The following is a 26171-nucleotide window of genomic DNA, read 5'->3' as shown; positions in this document are numbered from 1 at the left end:
GATGGGCAACGGGTGATTTCTGGTTCAGGGGATAAGACCCTCAAAGTCTGGAATCTGGCAACAGGGGAGGAACTATTTACCCTCAATGGTCATAGTCAGTGGGTAAGTGCAGTCGCCGTTACCCCCGATGGGCAACGGGTGATTTCTGGTTCAGTTGACTGCACCCTCAAAGTCTGGAATCTGGAAACTGGGGCGGAACTATTCACCCTCAATGGTCATAGTCGCTCGGTAAGTGCAGTCGCCGTTACCCCCGATGGGCAACGGGTGATTTCTGGTTCAGTTGACAACACCCTCAAAGTCTGGAATCTGGAAACTGGGGCAGAACTATTCACCCTCACTGGTCATAGTCAGTGGGTAAGAGCAGTCGTCGTTACCCCCGATGGGCAACGGGTGATTTCTGGTTCAGATGACAACACCCTCAAAGTCTGGAATTTAGCAACTAGGGAAATCATTGTCACCTTTACAGGAGATACTTCCATTTATTGCTGTGCAGTTGCACCAGACGGCACGACAATTGTGGCAGGAGAAGCATCAGGTAGAGTGCATTTTTTGCGTCTTGAGAACATGATAGAGGGATGAGGGGAGAAATAATGTTATCTGCCAAAGATTTCATCGACGCTAATATTCACATCAGGGAAGGCTTGAATTGATAAAGTTTGACCGCTAACGAACTTTTGCATAAGCTGATAACCTGCGGCTGTTGGTTGTTGATAAACTTCCACAATTTCCTCGTTAATATCTACTAACCAAACTTCAATTATGTTTGCTTCTGCATATAAAGGAATTTTCTCTTCCCGGTCATATATCACAGTCGAATCAGACACTCCAATTAGTAAAAAAATATCCTGGGGTTGGGGGTGTGCAGTAGCGTAGAAATCATCACGGGGTTTAAGCAATGCCACATCTGGCTAAGGTTCTGAGTTATTGTTCAACGCGATCAGATTTTGAGCAGCAAGTATAACGCCTTTACCCAACAACTGCACCAACAGATTAACAAGTCGATTTACACAAGCAGCGTGTTTTGTCCCAATCGGCGACATCTCAATAATCTCTCCCCGAATCAATTCCACTCGGTCATCCTCTGTGAGAATCCCCGACTCAACCATCTTATGATATTGCTCAACTGTGAATTTCCGTCTTAGCAATTGTACAGTCACGATTACCTCCACTGTTGCCTTATCTTTTAATTATTCCTCAGAATTATGAACTCACCACCCAAACCACCCACTACAATCAATTCCAGAGGACATCCAACGGAGTTTAAGGAAATCATTCAAGAAAAAAGCCTAAACTTTGTCGGTCGTGAATTTGTTTTCACAGCTATTAACAACTTTCTCCACCGCCATAACCAGGGTTACTTCACCATCATTGGCGCACCCGGTAGCGGTAAAAGTGCCATCCTCGCCAAATATGTGACAAACAATCCTCAAGTTATTTATTACAATGCCGAACTTGAGGGTAAAAATCGTGCTGACGAATTTCTCATAAATATCTGCACGCAACTCATTCATCAATACTCGCTTAATTACACCTCCCTCCCTGATAACGCCACAGAGGGAAGTTGGTTTTTCTCTAATCTTCTCCAGCAAATCAGCGATGAGTTAGAACCTAATCAAAAACTGATAATTGCCATTGATGGGTTGAATTGCATTGACCGCAACAGCCAACCACCTAGTACAAATCTGTTTTATCTCGCCCGCTATCTCCCAGATAAGGTCTATTTTCTCCTCACTCGTAGACCTTTCTTGCGGGAGAAATCGGGTTTATTAATTGAAACGCCATCGCAAAGTCTTGATTTAGCAGATTATCCAGAAGAAAATCGCCAAGATATCCAAGCATATATTCAAAATTACCTAACCCCCCTAACCCCCCTTCCCTACGAGGGAAGGGGGGAACAAGATTACTCCCCTCCCCTTGTAGGGGAGGGGTTGGGGGAGAGGTCAAATCTTAAATCTTGTCTGAGTAATCATCATATTAATGAGCAAGAATTCTGCGTAGATGCGGAGCAGCTTGCCGTTAGGCATCGCCTCACCACTTTGAGCGAAAATAATTTCATGTATCTCAGTCAGGTAATAAGTGCGATACCTTCTCTACCAGACGCTACGCGAACGGTAAGCTTTGCTAACACAGAAAATTTTTACCCGGAATCTTTCGAATCTAATCAACTCCCGCCTGGTTTAGAAGCATATTATCAACAGCATTTACACAAAATGATTCCACCCGAACAAGAAACTGAGTATAGCATAGATGTGTTAAATGTCTTAATCCAGCAGCAAAAAGCAATATCAGTGGATGCGTTGGCGCAGTCCGCCGCAGGCATCGCACAAATCATTGATACTGATGAGTATGAAGTTGAGGAAGTGCTAGAAAATTGGCTAGAGTTCTTACAGCAACAACGAATCGCCTCAGAAACCCATTACAGTCTCTATCACTCCAATTTTCGAGACTGGCTAGGTAGACAAGCATTAAAAACCCTCTAAAAAATTTCCCTAACCCTCTCCATTAACAGAGAAGATTAGGGTGTTAAGAATGGAGCTAAGCGGATTCGAACCGCTGACCCCCTCAATGCCATTGAGGTGCGCTACCAACTGCGCTATAACCCCTTAAAATCCATTATACATAATCGCTTAATTATTACTTCTTTGTCAAGCTTTTTATGAAAACTAAATTTTTAATATCTCCTCAACCACTCAACATTCACAATGACACTTGCAACAAATAGGTCATACAGTGTCCCATTAAAAAGTAAACTACTAACATGGCAGCAGCAGCCAGAGCAACCAATGTACCAGCCAACATCAAAGAAAATTCTTTACTCTCGTAGGCTCTTTCCATTAAGTGCAGTGACCACGCCACGAGGGCGACATCAAAAAGTAAAATAGGAAGCAACATATTTTTTAATATTTGTTAATACTTGTAAAATAATATTAACACCCTTTCACGTAAGTGTGTCTAACCTAAGATAGATGTCATTAAATGTTAAATAGTCATTGAGGAGAATGTTCTTACTGGCACATTGCGATCGCGCAGATAATTTTTGATTTCTGCTACGCTTAAATGCCCGTAATGTAACAAAGATGCCAGTAATGCTGCTTCAGCTTTGCCTTCAGTTAGGGCAGTGTAGATATGTTCACAACTACCTGCACCACCAGAAGCAATCACTGGAATTTCGACAGCATCTGCAATTGCCCGTGTAATTTCGATGTCATACCCAGCTTGGGTTCCATCGGCATCCATGCTTGTGACTAAGAGTTCTCCGGCCCCCCGTTTTTCAACTTCTTGTGCCCACAAGAGGGCATCTAAGCCTGTATTTTCCCTGCCACCCCGCACATACACATCCCAACCTGGATTCTCCGGGTTATTTCTGCGTCTGGCATCAATCGCAACAACTATGCACTGATTACCAAAGCGATCGCTTGCCCGATTAATTAAGTCTGGATCACGCACCGCCGCAGAATTAATACTAACCTTATCTGCACCTGCTCTTAATAAAGCTTTAACATTTTCTAAGGATTGAATGCCACCACCCACAGTCAATGGAATAAAGACCTGTTCAGCAGTCCGGTAGACCACATCTAAAATAGTAGCTCGGTCTTCATGAGTAGCTGTAATATCCAGAAATACTAACTCATCCGCACCAGCTTCGTTGTAAACCTTGGCCAGCTCTACCGGATCGCCTGCATCTTGGAGATTCACAAAGTTAACTCCTTTTACAACCCGTCCCGCCTTCACATCCAAGCACGGTAAGATTCTTTTAGATAACATAATAATTTTTGTACTTCTGGGTAATTGACCCGAATTTAAATTTTAAATTGGCGCGGGTATTTCCCAACTAAAATTTTCACGAAAATGGGGAATGGGGGATGGGGCATTGGTTATTCTTCTTGTCTCCCTTGTCCCCCTTATCTCCCCCTGCTTCCTTTAGTCTTAGTCCCCTTAAAAGTAGATAGATGAATTATGGCGATAATCTCCTCGAAAAAACAGCCTCCAGAACCCAACGGAGAACCAAAGCAGCGTCGGGAGTCGGTGAAAGCACCATCCTCAGACAACATTTTGCAGCCGGAAGCTGCTATTGATGAACAAGATCAGCAAGAAGAAGGTATTCGACCGCACCGATTTGCCGATTATATTGGGCAAAAAGATTTAAAGGATGTGCTAGATATTGCCATCAAAGCAGCCAAGTCTCGTGGTGAGGTGCTGGATCACTTGCTGCTGTATGGGCCGCCGGGATTGGGCAAAACCACAATGGCAATGATTTTAGCATCGGAAATGGGGGTAAATTACAAAATTACCAGTGCGCCAGCCCTAGAACGTCCACGCGATATTGTCGGGCTACTGGTGAACATGAAACCAGGAGATATTTTATTTGTGGATGAAATTCATCGCCTCTCGCGGATGACGGAGGAAATTCTCTATCCGGCGATGGAAGATTATCGCTTAGATATTACTATTGGTAAGGGTTCGAGCGCTCGGATCAGAAGTTTACCTCTGTCAAAGTTTACTCTAGTTGGAGCTACAACCCGTGTGGGTGCTTTGACTTCACCACTGCGCGATCGCTTCGGTTTAATTCAAAAACTCCGATTTTACGAAGTTGATGAACTGACTAAAATTGTACTGCGAACCGCTCAATTACTCAAAACCCCTGTTACAGAAGATGGTGCCACAGAAATTGCCCGTCGTTCACGTGGAACGCCACGGATTGCTAACAGGTTACTTAAACGAGTCCGTGATTATGCGGAGGTAAAGTTATCGGGTGAGATTAATGAAAGCGTTGCATCAGAAGCATTGCAACTATTTCAAGTAGATCCTTGCGGTTTAGATTGGACAGACCGCCAGATGCTGAGTGTCATAATTGAACAATTTAACGGTGGGCCAGTGGGGTTGGAAACAATGGCAGCAGCGACGGGTGAAGATACCCAAACAATTGAAGAGGTGTATGAACCTTACCTCATGCAGATTGGATATTTAACTCGGACTCATCGGGGGAGGATGGCGACAAAGGCAGCATATAAGCATTTGGGATTCACGCCGCCTAATGAACAGTTGTCATTATTGTAATTATGGGAAATTGGGCATTGGGCATTAATTATGCTCCTCTGCTCCCCTGCCCCATTCCCCATGTTTAAGATAGACACAGGTAAATCCAGATGATTAAGTTGATTGCTATTTTTCTCAGTCTGTTACTTGTGTTTGGCTGGGGTACTCCAGTCATGGCACAATCTCAACCGCCCATTACTCAAGAACAATTAAGACAAGGCGATGAATGGGCAAATCAGGCTTTTATAGCTACAAATAACGGTGATTTTGCCACGGCTGAAACTTACTGGACAAAGATTATTGAGCAATTTCCCACTAATGCAGGGGCGTGGAGTAACCGAGGAAATTCGCGGGTGAGTCAGAACAAATTACAAGAGGCGATCGCAGATTATAACAAAGCCATAGAACTAGCGCCGAATGTCACCGATCCATATTTGAATCGGGGGGCGGCTTTAGAAGGGATGGGAAAATGGGATTCGGCGATCGCAGATTATAATCATGTTCTAGAACTCGATCCTAAAGATGCGATGGCATATAACAATCGCGGAAATGCCAAAACAGGTTTAGGAAAATGGGATGATGCGATCGCAGACTACAAAAAATCTAATGAGATAGCTCCAAATTTTGCCTTCGCCCGTGCTAACTACGCCCTCGCTCTTTATGAAACTGGTCAAAAAGACCAAGCAATCCGTGAAATGCGGAATATTGTCCGTAAATATCCTAAGTTTGCTGATGTGCGTGCCGCCCTCACAGCTGCCTACTGGGTAAATGGAGAACAAGGCGAAGCCGAAAGTAACTGGGTAGCAGCTTATGGACTGGATAGCCGTTACAAGGACATCAACTGGGTAACAAATATCCGCCGTTGGCCGCCCAGTATGGTATCAGCTTTAGATAAGTTCTTGAAAATCAAATAGAGGTATTGACTATGACTCATTTTGGGCTGATCTGTCCAGCAACAACTGGTCATCTCAACACTATGCTCCCCTTGGGCAAAGAACTTCAAAAGCGGGGTCATCGCGTCACCTTATTCGGTATACTTGATGCTAAATCCAAGACATTAGCGGCAGAGTTAGAATTCCAAGCCGTTGGTGAATCTGAATTTCCCACTGGAGCGATCGCTGAATCGATAACTCAGTTAGGTAAACTGAGTGGACTTGCCGCACTGCAATATACCGTCAATTTCCTCAAAGATCAGGCGGCTGTTATGCTCAGAGATGCACCATCAGCAGTCAAGGAAGCAGGTGTGCAGGCACTTTTAGTAGATCAGGTTTCACCAGAGGGAGGTTCTGTTGCAGAATTTCTGGGCATTCCTTTTATTACAGTTTGCAGTGCTGTGGTACTGAATCGAGACCAGAGCGTCCCACCTTATTTTAAAACCTGGGGCTACAATCCAGCCTGGTGGGCGCGATTACGTAACCGAGCCGGCTATACATTGCTGAGTCGCACCGTAAAACCTATTACAAAGGTAATCAATCAGTATCGCCAAGAGTGGAAATTGCCCCCACAGTTTAGCCCCAACGATCGCTATTCCCGACTAGCTCAGATTAGTCAACAGCCTTCACAATTTGAATTCCCAAGGGAAAATTTGCCCCAGTGGTTTCATTTTACAGGGCCTTATCATAGTCCAACTGGTCGAGAAATTCCTGATTTTCCTTATGAAAAGTTAACTGGGCAACCCTTAATTTACGCTTCAATGGGGACTGTCCAAAATCGCCTATTGGGAGTTTTCAAATCTATTGCCGAAGCTTGTAATGATTTGGATGCCCAACTAGTGATTTCGTTAGGTGGTTCTGCAACTCCAGAGTCTCTGGGAAGTTTGCCGGGAAATCCTCTAGTTGTGGGTTATGCACCGCAATTGGAATTGCTGCAAAAAGCAACTCTCACCATTACCCACGCAGGTATGAATACCACTTTAGAATCACTGAATAATGGTGTGCCAATGGTTGCCATTCCCGTTGCTAATGATCAACCAGGAATAGCAGCGCGTGTAGCTTGGGCAGGTGCTGGTGAAGCTGTACCCATGAGTCGTGTGAATGTTCCAAAGCTACGAGCCGCTATCCAAAAGGTGTTGACGGAAGATTCTTACAAACAGAATGCTTTGAGACTACAAGAGGCGATTCAAAGAGCAGGGGGTGTGAGTCGAGCCATTGATATTGTGGAACAGGTTGTATCTACAGGGAAACCTGTATTGGCTAAAACAAAGTAATCAACTGTACTAATAGTGAACAGATCAAATAATATGGACTGGAACAATAACTCAATTGTATTTTATTCCAATTTTCCCTTTCATGTGGAAGATTGGGCACCTCCTTCTATAAAAAATGGTATTGGGGGCAGCGAAGAGGCTGTCATTTACTTAAGTCAAGAACTAGTGAAATTAGGTTATCAAGTCACAGTATTTAATAAATGCGGTGACATGGATGGGGAATATAATGGTGTAGTTTATCAATCTGTTGATAAATTTAATCCTCAAGACAACTTTAATGCCTTAATCTTTCATCGCGATTGGACGCAACCGATGATGATGAAAGTAAATTCAAAAAAAACTGCTATTTGGATGCACGACAACCCTCAATTATTTCCTCCAGTAGAGCATTCTCAGCAATCAGAATTTTTAGCAAGTTTTGACAAGCTCTTTATGCTGTCAAATTTCCATAAATCTATGCTACCAAACTGGATTCCTGAAGAAAAAATATTTCTAACAACTAATGGTATTAATCTAGAAGATTTTAATTTAACAGGAATTTATAGAAATCCCAAAAGACTGATTTCCATTAGTGACTATACAAGAGGCATTGAACATTTACTTACTCAATGGGACAAGATTATCCAAGAAGTACCTGATGTTGAATTGCATATCTTCTATGGTTGGCAAGGAATTGACACGCTGATTAATTCACCTTACATTACTAGATTTCCACAATTACCAGATAAAAAGAAGCAACTGTTGCAACTTTTTGAGCAAAAAAATGTCTATGAACATGGCAGAATTGGGCACAAGCAGTTAGTTGAAGAATTATTTCAATCTGGAATCTGGGTTTATCCTTGTCATACTGCTCTTGAGATTTTCTGTATTAGTGCTTGGAAAGCTCAAGCGGCTGGTTGTGTTCCTGTAGTAACAACTTACGCTGGCTTAGACGAGACTGTTAAATCTGGTATCAGAATTAAAGGGCCTGCTGGAGATGAACAGACAAATAATGCTTTTATTGAAGCTGTAATTGACTTGTTGAAAAATCCAGAGAAACAAGAAAGTCTGAGAAAGGAAGCATTATCTTTAAAAGATTCCTTTGGTTGGGATAAAGTTGCTAAACAGTGGCACGAGGAATTTTTCTCAGTTTAAATAAAATCCAGGGTTGTGCGTCACTGAATAGCCCGTCGTAGACATCGCTCCCTCCTTATCTGATCCCATTCTTCCACTCTTCACAATAAACTAGAGCTAGTCTCCCGAACTGCCTGATTTTGCTCACGCTTTCCCTTCACCACGATCTGCACACCCCCTCTTGGTCCCAACAGCGCCCCCTTACGTGCTGGCTGCACTGGTTTGCTATCAGCTAATTCTATCTGCCAGCGAGACAGCACTGTTGCCAAAACCACCTTCATCTCAAACAGCGCAAATGCCATCCCAATACAGCGACGATTCCCACCGCCAAAGGGCAGATACTCAGAAGAAGTAAATTGTCGTTCCAAAAAACGCTCTGGTTTGAATTGCTTCGGCTGAGGATATAAATCTTCTCGATGATGGGTCAGATAAATGCAGGGAATCACCAGAGTACCAGGATTCAACTGATAGCCCATGATTTCTAGCGGGGATTTTACCAAGCGATTTAATGCCAACATCGCCACTGGATAGAGGCGCAGAGTTTCTGAACAAACAGCACTCAAATAGGGCGATCGCAAAATAGCATTTGGATCAGGGTTTTCGCCCAGGCTATCTAGTTCTTGCAGTAGTTTTTCACGCACCTGTGGCAAATGGTGAATCCAGTAGAAAGCCCATGCTAAGGAAGTCGCCGTAGTTTCGTGACCCGCCGCCAAGAGGGTAATTAACTCATCGCGTAACTCTACATCAGTCATCGACTGCCCCTGTTCATCACGAGCTGCCATCATCAAAGATAGGATATCAGTCCGAGATGGGTCAGGTTGCTGTTTGCGTTCCTGAATTTCAGCATAGATGAGTTCGTCAACTTGCTGCCGTAAATTTAGGAATACTCCCCAAGGACTCCAAGAACCTAAATTTCGTTGCAGTAATGGAAAAACAAGCATCATTCCAGTAACAAAAGGTTGCTTTGGATTCAGAATTTTCAGCAGCACTTCCTTGAGTTTTTCATAACGTGGCCCATCTGCTAGACCAAATACAGCTTTCAAAATCACCTCTAAGGAGATTGCTTGTATAGATGGCAGAACTGAAAAGGATTCCCCAACTGTCCATTGACTAATCACTTGCTCTGTGATGTCACGGGTTAACTGACCATAAGCCAGCATTCTTTCTCCATGAAAAGGGGGTGTCAACAACTTTCGTTGGCGCTGATGAGGCTTACCTTCTAGAGCTAGTAGTGATTGTCGTCCTAATAAAGGCGATTTAATCCCTGCTGGCTCACCAGAATCTAACTGTTTTGGATCTGTGGTGAAAATCTGCTGAATCGCCTGAGGATTACTAATAAACACTTGAGGAGTAAAAACTGGGCCAATTCGGAGGGTAAACGTATCACCATAACGTTTAGCACAGGCTTCCATGTATTCTAAGGGATTAGTAAGCCACTTATACGTCTGTACCCAAGGGTGAGTTTGAGGTCCGTTAGGCAGTTTAAGTGCCGACATTTTTATTAATCTCCCAATTATTCGAGCAAGATTCTTATCAACCAGTCATTCATACACCCATAGCTTGATTTATCTTAGTACAACATTTTATTAATTCGTAGCAAATTAAATTTGGCAATATTTTGTAATGCCAATGCGTCGGCTGCATTGTTAATGCGTCCCGATACAATGCCAATGCGTCGGCTGCATTGTTAATGCGTCCTGATACAATGCCAATGCGTCGGCTGCATTGTTAATGCGTCTCGATACAATGCCAATGCGTCGGCTGCAATGTTAATGCGTCCCGATACAATGCCAATGCGTCGGTCGCAATGTTAATGCGTCTCGATACAATGCCAATGCATCGGTCGCAGTGTTAATGCGTTCCTCTGGATTATAAAACGCCACGATTTTACGCAAAGCTGTATTTAGAACGCAGATCAGGAAAATGAACTTACCAATTCCTGAATCTGCTTTGGAGTTAATTCTTGCACATTACTTAAAACTACCACTGCTCCTGCTGCTAGCAGTGTCTTAGCATAGGCATCACCACGCGCTGATGTTTCCTGGACATGGGGCGGTAAAACCCCTACACCAATCCAAGTGCGAGAAGAATCTAAAGCCTGTGCTTTCTCGATAGTATACATATCTGCTACCGTATCTCCCACATACACGATCGCTGATGTTTGCTCAATTCCATTCTCTAGTAAGCGAACTGTGGCGAAAAGTCCAGTGGGGTCAGGTTTACCTGGTGCATCTTCCATCGCAATCAACACAGGAGATTGTAAGCCCAGGCGTTTTTCTAAGACATAGTTAGCGGAAGTACGAGTCGCACCGCTAAAAAATCCCCAAGCAATCCCCGCTTGGGTAAGTTGCTCTAAATAGCTAGGTTGCAATAATAAAGGTTCATTACAGATATACCCCGTTAAATTGTTGGGGTCTGGACCTCGGTAACGCGATTGAAAAAAAGCAACGATCGCATTGTAATCTAATTGCAGTTGCTCGCGGGTCTGTTCTTGGGTTTCAAAGTAGCGGTAAATTAATTCCTGCGATGCTTCCCAATCGTTATTCCATACGCCTTCGGACTTTAGTTGGTCAATATCTAGTGGGGTTGGACGATATGCTTGGGTAGTAAAATATTCTACGGTATCTGCGATCGCCCGGCGATAGGAACCACCAACATCGCGCACAACGCCATCAATATCGAAAATAATGATCGCTTTTGCAGAAGTTTGTTGAGTCATGGAGTAAGAAGCAAAAGAGTTTTACATTATCATAATGCGCTCATGGCTCAGGTAAAAAATCGGAGTCGAGGGCTTGCTCTGGCGTGAAAGGAGATTGTTCGGGGAAAGTAATGACACCCAATTCAGTTTCATCAACAGCTAAGAGTCTAGCATCGTCATAACACAGCCCGAAAACCTCAGAGAAATAGGGTTTGAGGCTGGGACTTTCTTCTAAAGCTTGTCTAAGGCGTTTCCGATGCTCCCGAATTGTTGCTCGCCAACTACCAGAGCGCTTCTCGGCTTGATATTTATACTTCAATAGGTGCATCAGTACCACTTCCAAATTGCTTCTCAGTGCTTTTTTTTCACTCCTGCCCATTGTTTCAATTTCATCAATCAAATTCTCTAAATCCAGTTCTGTGAGCCGACCTTGCTTGAGCAGTTCTGCTGTGGTTTGAATCCACAGGTAAAAGTCTTGCTCATACAAATCTGAACCAGATGTTGTGTGAGATTGGGGCAGTTGGGCAGTCATAAGCATTTTTTGGTTAGCGCCGACTAAATTTTATAGTAGACCATTCTCAATTACTGTTTGGTCATTTGATAGGGTATTGCGTTAAAATAAGCGATCGCTATCCTAGTTAAGTAATGCCTGGAAATTCCCGGAGGTGTGATTGACCAAGTTTATTTTGAAAATTTTGTGGTTAGACGAAAACGTTGCTCTAGCAGTCGATCAAATTGTAGGCAAAGGCACAAGTCCTTTGACTAAGTACTTTTTTTGGCCCAGAAATGATGCCTGGGAAGAGTTAAAAAAGGAACTAGAGGCCAAACATTGGATTACTGACCTTGATCGTGTCGAGTTGCTTAATAAAGCGACAGAAGTGATTAACTACTGGCAAGAGGAAGGCAGAAACCGTCCAATGGCAGAAGCTCAGTTGAAATTTCCAGAAGTTGCCTTCACAGGTAGCGCTTGATATTACAATATTAGCGATTGTGCTGTTCTACAAGCTGCCACAGTTTGATAGTTTTGTCCCTGCTACCACTTGCAATTAATTGTCTAACTTTGCTCACAGCAACAGCAGATACTGAGTCTACATGACCAGAGAGAGTAACAATCTCTTCTGCTGTGCTTACCCTCCAAAGTTTAACTGTTTTGTCGCAACTTGCACTTAGGAGCGTTTCGCCATCGGCAGTAAAAGCCACAGCCACCACAGACCAAGAATGGCCTACAAGTGTGCAAATTAGCTGACCAGTGTTTACCTCCCACAATTTAATAGTGTTATCATCACTACCCGTCGCCAAAATTTTCCCATCAGGACTAAAAGCGACTGTCAAAACCGCCCATGCATGACCCGAAAGGGTGCCTAACAGGCTATAGCATGGGCGGTTTTGAAATTCTTTGTGGGAACTTTCTAATGCAGGTATCTGCCACAGACGAATTGTTCTGTCATAACTAGCGCTGGCTAAAAGCTTTCCTTGGGGACTAAATGCCACTGAATTTACTTGTAATCGATGTCCAGTCATCGTGTAAATTTCAGTGCCAGTATTTACATCCCAGAGTTTGATTGTCTTGTCCCAGCTACCACTAGCGAGAATCTGCCCATCTGGACTGAAAGCAACTGATTTTACAGCGTGTGAGTGTCCCAAGAGAGTGCAGATTTCCTCTAATGTCTCAATCTGCCACAATTTGATAGTTTTATCATCGCTAGCAGTTGCCAGAATTTTCCCATCAGGACTGAAGGCAACTGATTTTACAGCTTGAAAATGTCCTGATAAGCTAGCTAGGACTTTTTTGGTATTTAAATCCCACAATTTGACGATTTTATCATCACTAGCACTGACTAAAGTGTTACTGTCAGGAGTGATGGCAAGGGCATTCAGACTACTTAATCTCCCAGAATGCTCAGTTAGGGTATGCAAGCATCGCCAAGGAGGATTTGGTAATTTAAAATTTTGAGTTTTACATTCCATACCCATTGCTTGCATGACTTCATCAGCTGATTGAAAACGACGGTTAACAGCATTTTGCAGCAGCTTGTTAAGGATTTGCGCCAAGCGATCGCTTACCTTAGTAGTAAGATATTGTTGCCAGACCCAACAATCATTTGCAATATCAAATAAATCAAAGGGCGGAATCTGAGTAAGTAAGTAAATACAAGTAATACCCAAGCTATATAAGTCACTAGCAAAAATTGCTTTTCCTCTGGCTTGTTCTGGTGCAGTATATTCTGGACTGCCGATACTGGTTTGTGATATTAGCCGATCAATTTCTGTGACGATTTTCGCAGTGGTAAAATCGACTATGACTAAATCCCCTTTCTTGGTAACTGAGGATCTACGAATGATATTGTGGGGTTTAATATCGCAGTGAATGATATTGCGATCGCTAATAAACTGAAAAACTGGCAACACATCTTCTAAAAGTTGCCAAATCTGAGTTTCATTAAAAGCCCCTTCCTCCTCAACCACCTGAGCTAAATTAGTGCCTGCAATAAACTCCTGCACTAAATAAAAATGCCCGTTCTGCTGAAAATAAGCCAGTAAAGCGGGAATTTGGGGATGCTTGCCTAATTCCTCTAGCTGTTGCGCCTTTTGCTCAAATTTTTTAGGTGTTTCGTTTTTGAGCAATAATTCTTGAACGATGCAAGGAACTGGAGGAAACTGACCCTCGTCTACAGCGAGGAAGGTTTTGCAGAATCCCCCTTGACCAATCAGTTTGAGTAAACGATAACGTTCTTGTAAAAGCAAAACATATAGACGCGGTTTCTAACCGCCCTTCTAACGTTAAGTTGACTTATCCGCCGGGAAATTCACAACTATAGGTGGAAAACCATTTTCTGTGGTTGGTTGGGCTTTGGTAACTACTGGTTGGGGATGCAAAGGTGTTGGTGTTAATTCACCTTTACCAGTTTGATTCCATAAAATCATCGATAGTAACCCATCTACTAAACCGTTATTGCTGCCATTACTGCCAACTAAGACATCTGGAATCAAGCGGACATTGCGATCGCCTATAATCTGCATTAGTTGCATTGCTGTATAACCTTGTGGCCCCAAAGCTTCTACACCAGCGCGGTAGGTTTCAGCTTTGGCATTACCCGTAGCCCGAATCCCTTCAGCCTCAGCAATTGCCCGGAGTTTTGTCCCCTCAGCTTCACCGTTCGCCTGTTTAATTTGGGCTTGGGCTTTCAAATCAGCAATCTGCACACTCTGCTCTGATTTCACCATTTCTTGTTGGATATCAGCCATTGCTGTCTCCCGAACAAGTTGTTGCCGTTGGGTTTGCGCCATCTGCTGAACTTCATAAGTTTTGCGGTTTTCCTCAGCAATTTTCCGGTCTGTGAGTGTCTGCATTAATTCTTCTGGTGGGGTAATCAAACCAATCAACGAATCCACCGCTTGCACATCATAAGCACGCAAGGCAGATTTAACGTATTCGGAGGCTTCAGCTTGGCGCTCACTTCGCGCAATTAAGAAATCTAAGATAGTATACTCTTGAGCCGAGTTGCGGAAGTAATTCCCCACAATTGGACGCAAAACTTGATCGATGACGTTTTGCATCGAACCTAAGCGGGAAATGACTTTCGGGGCATCTGAAGCACCAATGTGAATAATTTGGAATATCTCTAAACTAAAGCTAAAACCATCAAATGACAGCAGTTTTAGCGCTTGCAAGTTTGTGTCATAACCGTGATTTCCAGTAATTCTTTCAGTGAAGTTTAAGACAATATTTGTTGTTGGTACTAGCTCAATTTTCATCACCTTAGTGTTGAGCGGGTGTTTCCCAGGATATAATGGCTCAACCCAAACGCCCTTATGTCCTTGGTTTACCAAATTTCCGTGAGTGAAAGCTGCTCCGCTCACATCTTGGTGTTCTTTGCCTACGAAAGAAATCACCACACCCACATAACCGATCGGGATTTCAGTCATCGGGACTTGTTCAATATGGACAAACCAAGGGTTTAGGTTCCACGAACCCGATAATAATACGTGTTCTTGTAAACCCCGTTGTCCTCCAGCATCGATAAATTTTTGACCATTCTGGAAATTATCATGCCCGGTAATGATGCGTCCAGCGATTTCACCTGCTGCAATCGGTGAACCATCCAAAGTAGCAACAATACCAACCTTCTCTGCTGCTATTTCATAAATCTGCAACTGTTGTGGACTCATACCATGAGTGCTAGCATTTGCTGCTGTAATCACTTTAAACAGGGCAGTGTTAATCCGGTAGGTACCTGCGGTGAGAAAACCCATCTGTCGCCCTTTTTCTCCACCTTCAGTGAGGAATTTTCGAGCATCTTGGAAGTTGTCACAACTGACAATTTTACCCAAAATCCGCTCTGGTGGGTTGGATGCTCCATCTGCCGCCACAATCAAAGCGATTTCCCCTTGGGGAACGACAACTACTGACTCTTTCTTTACAGAATACTGCCAAGGCCAATAGCCCCAGTGCCAACCAGGAGCTAAAGTATCTGCCTGCAAGCCAGCTTCCCCGTTGAGGGCAATCAAACTTCCGGCAGGGAGTCCGCGCCCGGAAAGGGTAAATTTTCTAACTACAATGCCAACTTCACGTTCGCCAATTACTACAAGTCCGCCAAAGAACAGGGGGACGAATATGACTAAACCGCCGACAAGTAGGATGGGAACCAGTGCAACAGGATTAATTCCAGCAGCTTGATATTGAGTTCTGCTAATTGGTAACTGGGCAATATTTGGTTTGGTCTGATTTAGCTGGACAGTCGCCGAAGTGATTTCTTTTGCAGTAGTTGTTTTTATAGGAGTAGCATTGGCAGAATGAACACTACCAGCGTTCGTCAAAGACGTTGGCGCAGCGATCGCCAATGTTGCTACGATAGATGCTGCAAAACGAGCTACCTTATTTTGTTTACGAGTATCAACCAAAGATGAAAAGCTTTTCATAACTTGTGCCCATTTGGGCAACTAATTAGATAATTTAACACTTCATCAAGGCTTGCCTCGATTTCTTAAACTTGGCGTAATTTTTTTAAAATTTAATAAATATTTTGTAGGTTGAACATTGCCCAACCTACAAAGTTGAAATAGAAAGTTAAATTAGACCAAACCACCAGCGGCTTGAAACCGAGCGCGGGCGCGTTTGAAGCCTTGGGTTGCCTGGATTTGGGCTTGGCGATCATCTGCTGATACTTGACTTAGACGCGCTTCTGCTTGGTTGTAAGCAGCACGGGCTTCCTCAAGGTTAATTTTGTCGCCACGTTCAGCGCCGTTAACCAGAATTGTCACTTCATTTTCTTCGATTTCGGCAAAGCCACCCAAAAGTGCGATCGCTTGCCAATTCTCATTTTTAGCAGCACGGACTCGCATTACACCAGTATCCAGGGCGGTCAAAAGTGGTGCATGTCCAGTGAGGATACCTAGTTGACCAGTAGTGCTAGGCAAAACGACTTCTTCAGCTGGGGCATCCCATACTGTTTTATCTGGGGAAATTACACGAACGGTTAATGTCATTTGTCTTTTGTCCTTTGTCTTCTGTCCTCTGTCTTTTGCCATTAGTCATTAGCGATCGCACTAATGACTAATGAACGCCACTTGCTTCAACGGGGGGAACCCCCGCAACGCAGTGGCTCCTGATGACTAATGACTAACCTTTGATTTTTTCAGCTTTGGCGATCGCTTCGTTAATATCGCCTACCAAGTAGAAAGCCTGTTCTGGCAGAGCATCCAACTCACCAGACAGAATCTTCTGGAAGCCTTTGATGGTATCTTCCAACTTCACGTACTTACCAGGAGAACCTGTGAACACTTCTGCCACAAAGAACGGCTGGGACAAGAAGCGCTCAACCTTCCGCGCCCGCGCCACGATTAGACGGTCTTCTTCAGACAATTCATCCAAACCTAGAATGGCGATAATGTCTTGGAGTTCTTTATAACGTTGCAGAGTTGATTGCACCGCACGGGCCGTACTGTAGTGTTCGTCACCGACAATGTTGGGCTGGAGCATGGTGGAAGTTGAACCAAGGGGGTCAACTGCGGGATAAATTCCTTTAGCTGCTAAACCACGAGACAGCACTGTTGTACCGTCCAAGTGGGCGAAGGTGGTAGCAGGTGCGGGGTCAGTGAGGTCATCTGCTGGTACGTACACTGCCTGAATGGAGGTAATCGAACCCTCTGTGGTTGAGGTAATCCGCTCTTGCAGTTCACCCACGTCAGTTCCCAGTGTAGGCTGATATCCTACCGCTGAGGGCATCCGACCCAGTAGTGCGGACACTTCTGAACCTGCTTGCACAAACCGGAAGATATTATCAATAAACAACAGCACATCCTGCTTGTTCACATCCCGGAAGTACTCTGCTACTGTTAATCCTGAAAGACCAACCCGCATTCTCGCTCCGGGTGGTTCGTTCATTTGACCGTAGACTAGAGCAATTTTTGATTCGTTGAGGTTCTCGTTATTGATCACCCCAGACTCAATCATTTCGTTGTAGAGGTCATTGCCTTCACGGGTACGCTCACCCACGCCAGCAAATACGGATACTCCACCGTGCTGGGTAGCAATGTTGTTGATCAACTCCATCATGATCACGGTTTTACCAACACCAGCACCGCCGAACAGACCAATTTTACCGCCGCGTCGATAGGGAGTCAGAAGGTCAACAACTTTAATCCCAGTCTCGAACACCGAAGGTTTGGTTTCCAAGTCGGTGAATTTGGGAGCAGAGCGGTGAATGGGTAAACTTGCCTCAGCATTTACAGGCCCCCTGTTGTCCACAGGTTCGCCAAGGACGTTGAAAATCCGACCCAAGGTGGCTTTACCAACTGGTACTCTGATGGGAGCGCCTGTATCGGTGACTTCCAAACCGCGCACTAAGCCTTCGGTGGAACTCATCGCAACAGTCCGCACCTGGTTGTCGCCCAGCAGTTGCTGTACTTCAACAGTGAGGTTGATTTTCTGTCCAGCTTCGTTGGTGCCAATGATTTTCAAAGCGTTGTAGATTTGCGGCAATTTCCCGCCGGGAAATTTAACGTCTACAACTGGACCAATGATTTGGGTAATGTAACCAATGTTTGTTTTTTCTGCGGTTGTGACCATGCTGCGCCTAATGATTGAAGCTAGATTTCAGATAAGGTCGGAGAAGACATAAAATTAAGCAATGTCACCTTTCACTGTAGCACCGCAAGGGGACACAACTCCCTTAGTAATTCCTTAAAAAGCAGCTTGGCGGCTGTGGTTGTAGTCCTCATCCTGAGCAGATTCACAGAATAGACTCCAGTTTTTTATCCCTAATCTCATTTATCAGATGCGATCGCCCTTGTGCTATGAAGCTTTGTAACCAAAGAAGCTATCTACAAACTACATTTCCAAATCTTCTGAATATCCATAATATAAAGATAGATACTAAGAAACTGTTTTTAGCCAAGCCGCGATGCCTGAGTTGAGCGTAGCTGCGGCTTCATCCTCACACTCCCACCGAGCAACAGCTTATGAATTTCTCGTCAGCACGACAATATTTTTATCAGGAGATTCAGCAGTCTGACGAGCAGATTGACCTAGCAAAGGCAGCTTTGTATATTGCCCAAGAAGAATATCCCAAGCTAGACCCAGAGGAATATCTTAACGCCCTTGATACAATGGCATGGGAGCTTCAAGAACGCCTGCCTGATTCACGATATCCTTTGCGGATAGTTCAAAGTATTAATCAGTATCTCTACGAAGATTTAAAGTTTTCTGGTAATAAAATTGACTATTACGATCCGCGCAACAGCTTTTTCAATGATGTAATTGACCGACGATTGGGGATTCCCATTACCTTAGCGCTGGTTTACTTAGAGGTTGCGCGACGGATTGATTTCCCGATGGTGGGTGTGGGGATGCCAGGACATTTCCTAATCCGCCCGGATATTCCAGATATAGAGATTTTTGTGGATGCTTTTAGTAGCGGTGAAATAATATTTGCCCAAGATTGCGAAGAACGACTGTCTCAACTTTATCAGCAACCCGTGACGCTACAACCAGAATTTTTAGCTGTAGTTAGTCATCGGCAATTTTTGGCGCGGATACTGACAAATTTAAAATTTATTTACCTCAAACAGCAAGAGTTAGAAAAAACGCTAGCAGCAGTTGAACGAATTTTGTTGCTGTTTCCTAATTTAACTTTAGAATTGCGCGATCGCGGTCTGATCTACTACCAACTCGGTTACTATCCCCAAGCCATAAACGACCTACAAAATTATTTAGCAAAAGTTCCTGATGCCGAGGATGCATCTATGATTCGGCGGCTACTTACCGAATTGGGTAAGGATGGGTAGGGGAGTGGGGATTGACTCTTAACTCTAGACTATCGACTAATTTGCGCTTCTTCTGCGACTCGTTTGAGGCGGCGTAGCTGGGATTGCATATCTTTTTTTGTCCAAGACGCAGCAAAGGTATTGAAACCCCAACTAATTAAAGGGTTAGGGATATCGTACTCAAAGCGGTTGAGTAGAAGCGTTCCCTTTTCTGTAGGTTGACATTCCCAGCGATCGCGCCCGTGAAAAAATCCCTTAAATTCCCAAACTACCAAACCCGGTTGTCGTTCCACAACTACGCTATTCAACGTAGGTTTTAGTAAAGGAATTTGAATGATAAAACGACTTTCACTGCCGACATCGGTACTCCAAGCTTCGCCCACAGGTTCGCAACGGAGGACGGGGTTAAGCCAGCGGTGCATGAGAGCTAAATCGCTAATACAGCGCTCCACCACCGTAGCTGTAGCATTAATTTGAATCGATTGTTCCAAAACTTGGGACATTCCACATCTTTGGTGCTGTTGCTGCAATTAGAGTAACGCAAAATTCGCCATTGCCAGTAGATTAAATCAAATATTTGGTAACAAAGTCAAAAATTACTCTTGATATCAATGCCATAGATGTACGTTTTTACTGGTAAATTGATAGGCAAAACACTGACTCAGTGTTTGCGGCGAACACTTAAGCTTAATTCCCGAAAACCATGAATACAACTTGGCAAGGAATAACCCAGGTGATAGGAGTTGCTTTGTCCACGGGGGTGCAGCAATTTTTTGCACAATCGCCCAACCTGCAACTGGCGCAACCAGCAGTGAATCAAGGAATCGCTGATGTGCAAGGTATTGTTCAACAGTTGATTCTGTTTATACCCCGTCTGCTGGGGGCAGTGGCAATTTTGTTAGTAGGTTGGCTAATTGCAGCGATCGCAGCAGCAGTAACACGAGGAATCCTCAATCGCACAAACATAGATAACCGGATTGCCGCAGGGATAACAGGTCGTCAAGATGTTCCCCAAGTGGAGAAATTAATCTCCAGCTTAGTCTTTTGGAGCATTATTCTGTTGACGGCAGTAGCCGTTTTACAGACATTGGATCTGGAGATAGCGTCTCAACCCCTGAATAATTTTCTCAATCAACTTATTGGCTTTTTGCCAAAGTTGGTTGGTGCGGGAATCCTTTTGGTAACCGCCTGGTTTTTGGCGACCATTGTGAAGATTATCACTGTGCGTTCATTGCAGGCATTTAACCTGGATGAGCGTTTGAATCCAGAACCAGCAGACAGAGCACCCAGCCTCAATCAGGTGTCTCTGAGTCAGACGATTGGCAATGCTCTGTATTGGTTTATATTTTTACTGTTTCTCGCCCCAGTTTTGGATACTCTCGGACTACAGCAGGCTTTACAACCAGTACAAGCTCTAATTACAGAAATTCTGCTAATTCTGCCAAACATTTTAGCGGCAATATTAATTGCTGTAGTTGGCTGGTTTATCGCTAATGTGGTGCGCCGGATTGTGACTAACTTGTTGGCGACAACTGGCATCGACTATTTAGGTAGTCGGTTGGGATTATCTTCCACTGCCGGAGTGCAACCTCTATCGAGTATTATCGGCACAATTGTCTATGTTCTGATTTTAATTCCTGTAGCGATCGCCGCGCTGAATGCCCTGCGAATTGATGCGATATCTATACCTGCGATCGCCATGCTGCAACAGGTTCTCAACGCCCTCCCTGCCATCTTTACAGCCGTGGCAATTTTGATTGTTGCCTATTTCGTCGGGCGGTTTGTCGCGCATCTGGTTACAAGTATCCTTACCAATTTCGGCTTCAATAACATTTTCACTATTTTGGGTCTGACAACACCCAGCAGACGAATCGTAATTTCAACAGAATCAACAACCCCCCCGATTCCCAGCCGCACACCATCGGAAATTGCAGGCATTGTTGCCTTAGTGGGTATCATGCTGTTTGCTACGGTGGCGGCGGTAAATATCTTGAATATTCCAGCCCTGACAGCATTAGTGTCTGGGATTGTGATCATATTCGGGCGGATTTTGGCAGGATTGATAATATTTGCCATTGGCTTATTCCTGGCAAATCTGGCTTTTAACATCATTACCAGTTCCGGCGACCGGCAGGCACAGATTTTGGGACAAGTGGCGCGGATTGCCATCATTGCCTTAGTCTCTGCAATGGCACTGCAACAGATTGGAGTTGCCAGTGATATTGTGAATTTAGCCTTTGGACTTTTACTAGGTGCGATCGCAGTTGCTATTGCCCTAGCTTTTGGTCTTGGAGGGCGCGATATTGCCCGCGAACAAGTTCAAGAATGGCTAAACTCTTTCAAAGGTAGAAACTAAAAGTTGATGAAGGCGCAATTTCGTCTGTAAATCTCGGAAAGTGCAGCCGTAATCATTAATAGTGGAGAAAATGTCTCGGCAATTGTGGTTAAAAACTTGAAAGTTAGAGCTTAGAAGCTCGGAGTTTGAGTGTAGAACTTGGCGTTTTGAGTTCTAAAGCTCAAGTTCCGAGTTCAGAGGTCGAAGTTCCAAGTTCAAAAGTCGAAGTTCCAAGTTCAAAAGTCGAAGTTCCGAGTTCAAAGGTTGAACTTCCAAGTTCAGAGGTCGAAGTTCCGAGTTCAAAGGTCGAAGTTCCGAGTTCAAAGGTCGAACTTCCAAGTTCAGAGGTCGAAGTTCGAGGTTAAGAGTCGCGCAATTGAGTATCTACAACATTTTTGTAACTTGAAAAAATTAAATTAATAAATTTTCAAAGGGTATTTTTAGTGCCGTTAACTGCGTAGGCGTAGCCCGTCGTAGACATCACATCAAGGAAAGTTTTATCTCGCAGTAGACTAGGATCGTGAAACAGAGCAACCTCCATAAATTTTAACTTTGGTAATAATTCTTTTAATTCAAAATCACGAATTGCTGGTAAAACTAGTCGGGTAGTTTAGTTTTTGAAACAACAATACACAAACAATATAAATTAATTACTATCTCTTCAACAATTTTGGAAGTAAATTCGTCATTAATGCTGAGGTGGTTCTCAGTTTTAGAAAGAGAAACTGGAGCAAATACTCCATAGCATAAATGAAAGGTTACTAAAACATGGATTTTATCAACCAAGCACAGAAGTTAGCAGATACGGTTATAAATAAAGCTCAAGAAGTCGCCAACAATGTAGTAAACGGGATGGATGAGGTAGTTGATGGAATAAAGAACACTACTGCTGATATGACTACTTCTAGTGTTCATGCAGTTAATGATTTACAAAGTTTCTCAACCATAGCAGCACAGTCAGGTTTTCAAACTGTTCAAAATGTTAGTAAAACATTTGAACAAACTGCTGTTGGAGTTGCCACATCTAGTATGGTAATGGCTGATGCTTTGCAAAATTTACCAAAGACAGCTGCTGAATTAGCCCTAGAGATGCCAAAGATTGCAAATAGGCTGAGATATCGTGCTGGTGTTCGGGTGCGAGACTTACCTCGCTCTGATGCGGATGTCATGAAGCTTTTTGAGAAAATTCCTGGCACATCAAAGCTTGGAGGCAAAGAATATACAATTCGTCAATTTCTTAGAGATAAGCACGGTAGCCACATCAATCCACGTTCCCAAGGTGGATCGAATGCTGCTGATAATATCCTTTGGGAAGTAGGTGTTGACAATCTCCGTCGAGGTGCGAAAGTAATGACCGTTGGCGAGCAGTTCTATATTCGGGTTTATAATGCGGTAGATTCTATTGTCAGCAATTCTGGAACAATCGCTAGACTTGGCATTACTGCAACGGGAACAGCTATTCTCACCCAGGTTGTAGTAACGGCAATTTCCTACTCTTTGGATCTTTATCGGGGCGATATTACTGTTGAAGAGTATAAAAATCTAATTTTTGAAGCAGCAAAGGCAGCAGGTATTGCGACACCAATTGTTTTTTTAATCTTAGTGGCTGTGTTAGCTTTATTTCCAGAATTTACAGTCATTTTATCAGCACCAGTGGTTGTCGCCGGCTTCAATGCTTTATTTAGTATTAGTATTGCTACACCCATCATTCAATCGCTAGTTCGTCATGTCGAAGCTGGAGGTTTTGGGATAGAAACTGCTGATGCTTACAAGAGTGCGTTTGATAATTCTGCGCTCTGAAATAAGCTATTCCACATTAATAAATTGCGTAACTAGGGTGGGTGTCTCGCCCACCCGTAGCCAAAAGCGGGCTTTTCAATCCATCTGACAAGATTGGATAATTTATTTGTTATAAATCTCTAAATAATTCATAAAATCAGGTGCAACCTTTATAGATGGCAGAATATGACAACCTTTGTAAAATCCTCGCAGAAAAATATCCCCGTGATTTTACCCGTTGGTTATTAAATAGGTTGCCGAAGAAATTGCTAAAATTCCAGATATCGAGACAAGACAAAATACTGCTGCTTACACGGAGATTTTAGCAGGGTTGAAGTTTGAGAAAGATTTTATTCGTCAATTATTGCGGGAAGATATTATGCAAGAATCAGTGATTTATCAGGATATTTTGCAGAAGGGAGAACAAAAGGGAGAGCAAAAAGAAGCTTTTCGCTTCTTAAATCGTCAGTTAAATCGGCGATTTGGAGAAATCGAGTCCTCAATATTCGAGAGAATTCGAGTCTTATCTACTGAACAATTGGAACAATTAGGAGAAGAATTTTTAGACTTTTCAAATATATCTGATTTAGTTACTTGGCTTGAGCAGAATACAAGTAGCTAAAATAATAATTTATAATTTGTAATTACGAATTAGTTAAAGCCACCTTACACGCAGCCTAGTCTCAACCTGAGAAGTAAGTAGGTGGATTGGGAGGTCTTGTAAGGATGAGCATGGCTAACCAAATTTTTATTAACTCCACATCTATGTATCACTTTTTGAGTTTTACCTTGTGGAGTAATTCATTTTTAATGCGGTTGAGAATTGAAGTCTCATCCAGGTTTGCCAAAATCCGATTAATCACTGCTTTGGGGCCATCAGGCCCCCAAGTCGCGCCATTGGCTAAATAAACTTTGGTAACTTGTCCAATACCGTAAGAAGAAACACCAGCTACTCCGGCTTGGGTGAGTGCCACCGAGATATAAGGGCCAAGGGCAATACCTGCCGTAGCTGTTGCAGAGATCCCAAGTAAAGTTTTTAATCCACTCAAGCCCAAATTTGCTAACAATTCACTCGCACCGATGCCGCCCATACTCAGGGCGATTTTTTGTAGCAATTGTACAGCCCCTGCTTCGGTCATAGAGAAGCCATAGAGTTTAGATAAACCCAAAATCAAAGCAATATCAATGACCACACTACTGAGAATATCTACCACAGTTACAGGATTGAGTGCGATCGCTAATGCCTTAGTCATCACAGCCTTCCAAATCAACTGATCGGCATTCTGTTCCCGAATCATCAGTTTTCGCTCTACCAACTGCTCATTTACAATGTCGGCATAAAGCATAGTATTGAGGGCAACTAAAGCTTTGCCCTCACGGTTCAAAATCTCCAGAATTTTCAGTTTGAGTTCCTCAACTTGGGCATTCCCTGTACGCAACTGTATGCCCCTAGTACCATCAGAACGACGAATCGCCGTCTTCACCAATGGCGATGCCGCAGCCATGACAATTTCTAGAGGTGTAAGTAATTCCCGCACCCTTTCATCCCGGATTTTGTGATAGATTGCCATCCGGTCTGCTTCTGGATACTGATCTACTTTGTTGAACACCAGAATGATTGGTTTACCTGCTTCTCGCAACTGAGAAAGGGCCATGTATTCTAGCTTTGTCATGTCGCCAGATACCACAAACAGAATCAAATCCGCAAGTTTTGCAATCTGTTCAGCTAACGCGGCGCGGGTTGCACCATCTACTTCATCTAACCCTGGAGTATCAATTAATTCCACCTGCGATTGACCTACACCAGGGAGGGTGACTCGCAATGCCCGTTCAGTTTCCCCAATCGCTTCTTCACTAATACTCCAATGAACTGTTTGTGCAGCCCGGGTGACACCGTGCAGTGGCCCAGTTTCAAATACTGTTTGCCCAACTAAAGCATTGAGTAACGAAGACTTACCACGTCCCACCATACCAAAAGCCGCAATCTGTACAACCATGCGGTCTAACTTCCCCAGCATGGTTTCCAAATCAGCAATTTCCGTCTCTAATCCGGTTTTCTCTTGGGGAGTGAGGTCGAGATTGGCTACCAAGTTTCGCAGCGCCGTTTGTGCTTGTTTATAATTCAGTTCCGTCTGAATATCTTCAAAACTGAAAATGGCACTATTCAATTCTTCCTCCCAGCTGAGAGAATTTGCGTCAGTGTTGGCAGAATCGCTTTGATCAGGTTCAGGCACGGGCAATGTCGAAGTCATATCAATTTGAGATTTGAAATTTGGGATTTTAAATTAGCCCTGTCTCTTATCCTAGTTATTTTTTATAGGGGTTTGTGGAGATAAGGGAGCAGGGGGAGTAGTGGCAATACTTCTCGGTTAAACGGCAATAAAGTTTAGGAGTAGGTTGGGTTGAGGAACGAAACCTAACATTATCAACCGTTCGTTGGGTTTCGCCACCGCTTAACCCAACCTACCATTCTTATCCGAGAAGTATTGGGAGTAGTGGGGCACAAGAGTGGAAGTTAAAAACTCATTAACGGAGTTCAAAGACTCATTCACGAGTATCAAAGACTCGTCAACGAGTATTAAAGACTCATTAACGGAGTTCAAAGACTCATTCACGAGTATCAAAGACTCGTCGGCGAGTATCAAAGACTCATTAACGGAGTTCAAAGACTCATTCACGAGTATCAAAGACTCGTCGGCGAGTATCAAAGACTCATTAACGGAGTTCAAAGACTCATT

Annotated in this window: 22 protein-coding genes, 1 tRNA gene and 3 pseudogenes; 11 read left to right on the top strand and 15 right to left on the bottom strand. The window is 43.6% G+C overall.

Annotated elements, in window-relative coordinates; translation table 11 throughout:
• Positions 1–579: WD40 repeat domain-containing protein (locus tag V7K35_RS15225; protein WP_335080111.1), on the top strand; the 579-nt coding region annotated here is incomplete at its 5' end.
• A gap of 14 nt (positions 580–593) precedes the next feature.
• Here V7K35_RS15225 and V7K35_RS15220 read toward each other — a convergent pair.
• Positions 594–1157, bottom strand: a pseudogene (locus V7K35_RS15220) (Uma2 family endonuclease).
• Positions 1158–1202: 45 nt separating this feature from the next.
• On the opposite strand from V7K35_RS15220, the gene V7K35_RS15215 reads away from it, so the two are divergent.
• A complete protein-coding gene (locus V7K35_RS15215) occupies positions 1203–2480 on the top strand; it encodes an ATP-binding protein (RefSeq protein ID WP_335080110.1) in 1278 nt (425 codons plus the stop codon).
• 50 nt (positions 2481–2530) lie between these two features.
• Here V7K35_RS15215 and V7K35_RS15210 read toward each other — a convergent pair.
• The 3 genes from V7K35_RS15210 to hisF all read right to left on the bottom strand — a co-directional run bounded on the left by V7K35_RS15210 (position 2531) and on the right by hisF (position 3765).
• Positions 2531–2603 (bottom strand) — tRNA-Ala (locus tag V7K35_RS15210).
• 94 nt (positions 2604–2697) lie between these two features.
• The gene (locus V7K35_RS15205; RefSeq protein WP_100901219.1) at positions 2698–2892 is read right to left on the bottom strand and encodes a hypothetical protein; all 195 of its coding nucleotides are present in this window, start codon (positions 2890–2892) and stop codon (positions 2698–2700) included.
• An 87-nt stretch (positions 2893–2979) separates the two neighbouring features.
• Complete coding sequence (gene hisF, locus V7K35_RS15200; protein ID WP_334793728.1) at positions 2980–3765, bottom strand: imidazole glycerol phosphate synthase subunit HisF; 786 nt, start codon at positions 3763–3765, stop codon at positions 2980–2982.
• A gap of 192 nt (positions 3766–3957) precedes the next feature.
• Here hisF and ruvB point away from each other — a divergent pair, with 192 nt between their 5' ends.
• The 4 genes from ruvB (at position 3958) to V7K35_RS15180 (ending at position 8377) form a co-directional block, all read left to right on the top strand.
• The gene (ruvB, locus tag V7K35_RS15195; RefSeq protein WP_335080109.1) at positions 3958–5058 is read left to right on the top strand and encodes a Holliday junction branch migration DNA helicase RuvB; all 1101 of its coding nucleotides are present in this window, start codon (positions 3958–3960) and stop codon (positions 5056–5058) included.
• Positions 5059–5147: 89 nt separating this feature from the next.
• Positions 5148–5951, top strand: coding sequence for a tetratricopeptide repeat protein (locus V7K35_RS15190; RefSeq protein ID WP_335080108.1), 804 nt, complete (start codon positions 5148–5150; stop codon positions 5949–5951).
• Between the two features lie 11 nt (positions 5952–5962).
• Entirely contained in the window at positions 5963–7243 is a 1281-nt protein-coding gene (locus V7K35_RS15185; RefSeq protein WP_335080107.1) for a glycosyltransferase, read from the top strand.
• Positions 7244–7276: 33 nt separating this feature from the next.
• Positions 7277–8377 carry a glycosyltransferase family 4 protein gene (locus V7K35_RS15180; protein ID WP_335080106.1) on the top strand — a complete coding sequence of 367 codons (1101 nt, stop codon included), beginning with the start codon at positions 7277–7279 and terminating at the stop codon, positions 8375–8377.
• 80 nt (positions 8378–8457) lie between these two features.
• Here V7K35_RS15180 and V7K35_RS15175 read toward each other — a convergent pair whose 3' ends face one another.
• From V7K35_RS15175 to V7K35_RS15165, 3 genes are all read right to left on the bottom strand, one after another.
• Entirely contained in the window at positions 8458–9852 is a 1395-nt protein-coding gene (locus tag V7K35_RS15175; protein WP_335080105.1) for a cytochrome P450, read from the bottom strand.
• A 419-nt stretch (positions 9853–10271) separates the two neighbouring features.
• Complete coding sequence (locus tag V7K35_RS15170) at positions 10272–11075, bottom strand: TIGR01548 family HAD-type hydrolase (protein ID WP_335080104.1); 804 nt, start codon at positions 11073–11075, stop codon at positions 10272–10274.
• 40 nt (positions 11076–11115) lie between these two features.
• Entirely contained in the window at positions 11116–11586 is a 471-nt protein-coding gene (locus tag V7K35_RS15165) for a DUF29 domain-containing protein (RefSeq protein WP_335080103.1), read from the bottom strand.
• Between the two features lie 139 nt (positions 11587–11725).
• Here V7K35_RS15165 and V7K35_RS15160 point away from each other — a divergent pair, with 139 nt between their 5' ends.
• Complete coding sequence (locus V7K35_RS15160; RefSeq protein ID WP_273765874.1) at positions 11726–12025, top strand: 30S ribosomal protein PSRP-3; 300 nt, start codon at positions 11726–11728, stop codon at positions 12023–12025.
• Positions 12026–12035: 10 nt separating this feature from the next.
• Here the strand turns inward: V7K35_RS15160 and V7K35_RS15155 are convergent, their stop codons facing one another.
• The 4 genes from V7K35_RS15155 to atpD all read right to left on the bottom strand — a co-directional run bounded on the left by V7K35_RS15155 (position 12036) and on the right by atpD (position 18123).
• The gene (locus V7K35_RS15155) at positions 12036–13799 is read right to left on the bottom strand and encodes a serine/threonine-protein kinase (RefSeq protein ID WP_335080102.1); all 1764 of its coding nucleotides are present in this window, start codon (positions 13797–13799) and stop codon (positions 12036–12038) included.
• Between the two features lie 36 nt (positions 13800–13835).
• Positions 13836–15974 (bottom strand): SPFH domain-containing protein, encoded by a 2139-nt coding sequence (locus V7K35_RS15150; RefSeq protein WP_335080101.1) that lies wholly within the window; start codon positions 15972–15974, stop codon positions 13836–13838.
• Between the two features lie 153 nt (positions 15975–16127).
• Entirely contained in the window at positions 16128–16541 is a 414-nt protein-coding gene (atpC, locus tag V7K35_RS15145; protein ID WP_334793875.1) for an ATP synthase F1 subunit epsilon, read from the bottom strand.
• A gap of 133 nt (positions 16542–16674) precedes the next feature.
• Positions 16675–18123 carry a F0F1 ATP synthase subunit beta gene (gene atpD / locus V7K35_RS15140; RefSeq protein ID WP_334793876.1) on the bottom strand — a complete coding sequence of 483 codons (1449 nt, stop codon included), beginning with the start codon at positions 18121–18123 and terminating at the stop codon, positions 16675–16677.
• A 392-nt stretch (positions 18124–18515) separates the two neighbouring features.
• On the opposite strand from atpD, the gene V7K35_RS15135 reads away from it, so the two are divergent.
• Positions 18516–19340, top strand: a complete 825-nt coding sequence (locus V7K35_RS15135) for a SirB1 family protein (protein ID WP_335080100.1) — start codon at positions 18516–18518, stop codon at positions 19338–19340.
• Positions 19341–19369: 29 nt separating this feature from the next.
• Here the strand turns inward: V7K35_RS15135 and V7K35_RS15130 are convergent, their stop codons facing one another.
• Positions 19370–19822 (bottom strand): SRPBCC family protein, encoded by a 453-nt coding sequence (locus V7K35_RS15130; RefSeq protein ID WP_335080099.1) that lies wholly within the window; start codon positions 19820–19822, stop codon positions 19370–19372.
• Between the two features lie 200 nt (positions 19823–20022).
• Between V7K35_RS15130 and V7K35_RS15125 the strand changes: the two genes are divergently transcribed.
• Positions 20023–21675, top strand: coding sequence for a mechanosensitive ion channel (locus V7K35_RS15125; protein WP_335080098.1), 1653 nt, complete (start codon positions 20023–20025; stop codon positions 21673–21675).
• 153 nt (positions 21676–21828) lie between these two features.
• Here the strand turns inward: V7K35_RS15125 and V7K35_RS15120 are convergent, their stop codons facing one another.
• Positions 21829–21978, bottom strand: a complete 150-nt coding sequence (locus tag V7K35_RS15120; RefSeq protein ID WP_335080097.1) for a hypothetical protein — start codon at positions 21976–21978, stop codon at positions 21829–21831.
• A 444-nt stretch (positions 21979–22422) separates the two neighbouring features.
• Here V7K35_RS15120 and V7K35_RS15115 point away from each other — a divergent pair, with 444 nt between their 5' ends.
• Together V7K35_RS15115 and V7K35_RS15110 are read left to right on the top strand one after the other, a co-directional pair.
• Complete coding sequence (locus tag V7K35_RS15115) at positions 22423–23454, top strand: HNH endonuclease (RefSeq protein ID WP_335080096.1); 1032 nt, start codon at positions 22423–22425, stop codon at positions 23452–23454.
• Between the two features lie 232 nt (positions 23455–23686).
• Positions 23687–24055, top strand: a pseudogene (locus V7K35_RS15110) (DUF4351 domain-containing protein); the annotation flags it as partial.
• A gap of 148 nt (positions 24056–24203) precedes the next feature.
• Here the strand turns inward: V7K35_RS15110 and V7K35_RS15105 are convergent.
• Positions 24204–25685, bottom strand: coding sequence for a GTP-binding protein (locus V7K35_RS15105; RefSeq protein WP_335080095.1), 1482 nt, complete (start codon positions 25683–25685; stop codon positions 24204–24206).
• 201 nt (positions 25686–25886) lie between these two features.
• A pseudogene (locus V7K35_RS15100) lies at positions 25887–26171 on the bottom strand (hypothetical protein); the annotation flags it as partial.

The sequence above is a fragment of the Nostoc sp. genome (assembly GCF_036917275.1).
Classification (GTDB): domain Bacteria; phylum Cyanobacteriota; class Cyanobacteriia; order Cyanobacteriales; family Nostocaceae; genus Nostoc.
The sequence above is the reverse complement of the archived record's forward strand: the minus strand, read 5'-3'. Positions and strand labels throughout refer to the sequence as shown.

Excerpts from the sequence above, each read along its gene's own strand:
- V7K35_RS15205 (WP_100901219.1), bottom strand. The coding sequence starts at position 2,892 with ATGTTGCTTCCTATTTTACTTTTTGATGTCGCCCTCGTGGCGTGGTCA.
- V7K35_RS15170 (WP_335080104.1), bottom strand. The coding sequence starts at position 11,075 with ATGACTCAACAAACTTCTGCAAAAGCGATCATTATTTTCGATATTGAT.
- hisF (WP_334793728.1), bottom strand. The coding sequence starts at position 3,765 with ATGTTATCTAAAAGAATCTTACCGTGCTTGGATGTGAAGGCGGGACGG.
- V7K35_RS15165 (WP_335080103.1), bottom strand. The coding sequence starts at position 11,586 with ATGACTGCCCAACTGCCCCAATCTCACACAACATCTGGTTCAGATTTG.
- atpD (WP_334793876.1), bottom strand. The coding sequence starts at position 18,123 with ATGGTCACAACCGCAGAAAAAACAAACATTGGTTACATTACCCAAATC.
- V7K35_RS15190 (WP_335080108.1), top strand. The coding sequence starts at position 5,148 with ATGATTAAGTTGATTGCTATTTTTCTCAGTCTGTTACTTGTGTTTGGC.
- V7K35_RS15130 (WP_335080099.1), bottom strand. The coding sequence starts at position 19,822 with ATGTCCCAAGTTTTGGAACAATCGATTCAAATTAATGCTACAGCTACG.
- V7K35_RS15215 (WP_335080110.1), top strand. The coding sequence starts at position 1,203 with ATGAACTCACCACCCAAACCACCCACTACAATCAATTCCAGAGGACAT.
- V7K35_RS15135 (WP_335080100.1), top strand. The coding sequence starts at position 18,516 with ATGAATTTCTCGTCAGCACGACAATATTTTTATCAGGAGATTCAGCAG.
- V7K35_RS15125 (WP_335080098.1), top strand. The coding sequence starts at position 20,023 with ATGAATACAACTTGGCAAGGAATAACCCAGGTGATAGGAGTTGCTTTG.
- V7K35_RS15175 (WP_335080105.1), bottom strand. The coding sequence starts at position 9,852 with ATGTCGGCACTTAAACTGCCTAACGGACCTCAAACTCACCCTTGGGTA.
- V7K35_RS15180 (WP_335080106.1), top strand. The coding sequence starts at position 7,277 with ATGGACTGGAACAATAACTCAATTGTATTTTATTCCAATTTTCCCTTT.
- V7K35_RS15115 (WP_335080096.1), top strand. The coding sequence starts at position 22,423 with ATGGATTTTATCAACCAAGCACAGAAGTTAGCAGATACGGTTATAAAT.
- V7K35_RS15150 (WP_335080101.1), bottom strand. The coding sequence starts at position 15,974 with ATGAAAAGCTTTTCATCTTTGGTTGATACTCGTAAACAAAATAAGGTA.
- ruvB (WP_335080109.1), top strand. The coding sequence starts at position 3,958 with ATGGCGATAATCTCCTCGAAAAAACAGCCTCCAGAACCCAACGGAGAA.
- V7K35_RS15105 (WP_335080095.1), bottom strand. The coding sequence starts at position 25,685 with ATGACTTCGACATTGCCCGTGCCTGAACCTGATCAAAGCGATTCTGCC.
- atpC (WP_334793875.1), bottom strand. The coding sequence starts at position 16,541 with ATGACATTAACCGTTCGTGTAATTTCCCCAGATAAAACAGTATGGGAT.
- V7K35_RS15185 (WP_335080107.1), top strand. The coding sequence starts at position 5,963 with ATGACTCATTTTGGGCTGATCTGTCCAGCAACAACTGGTCATCTCAAC.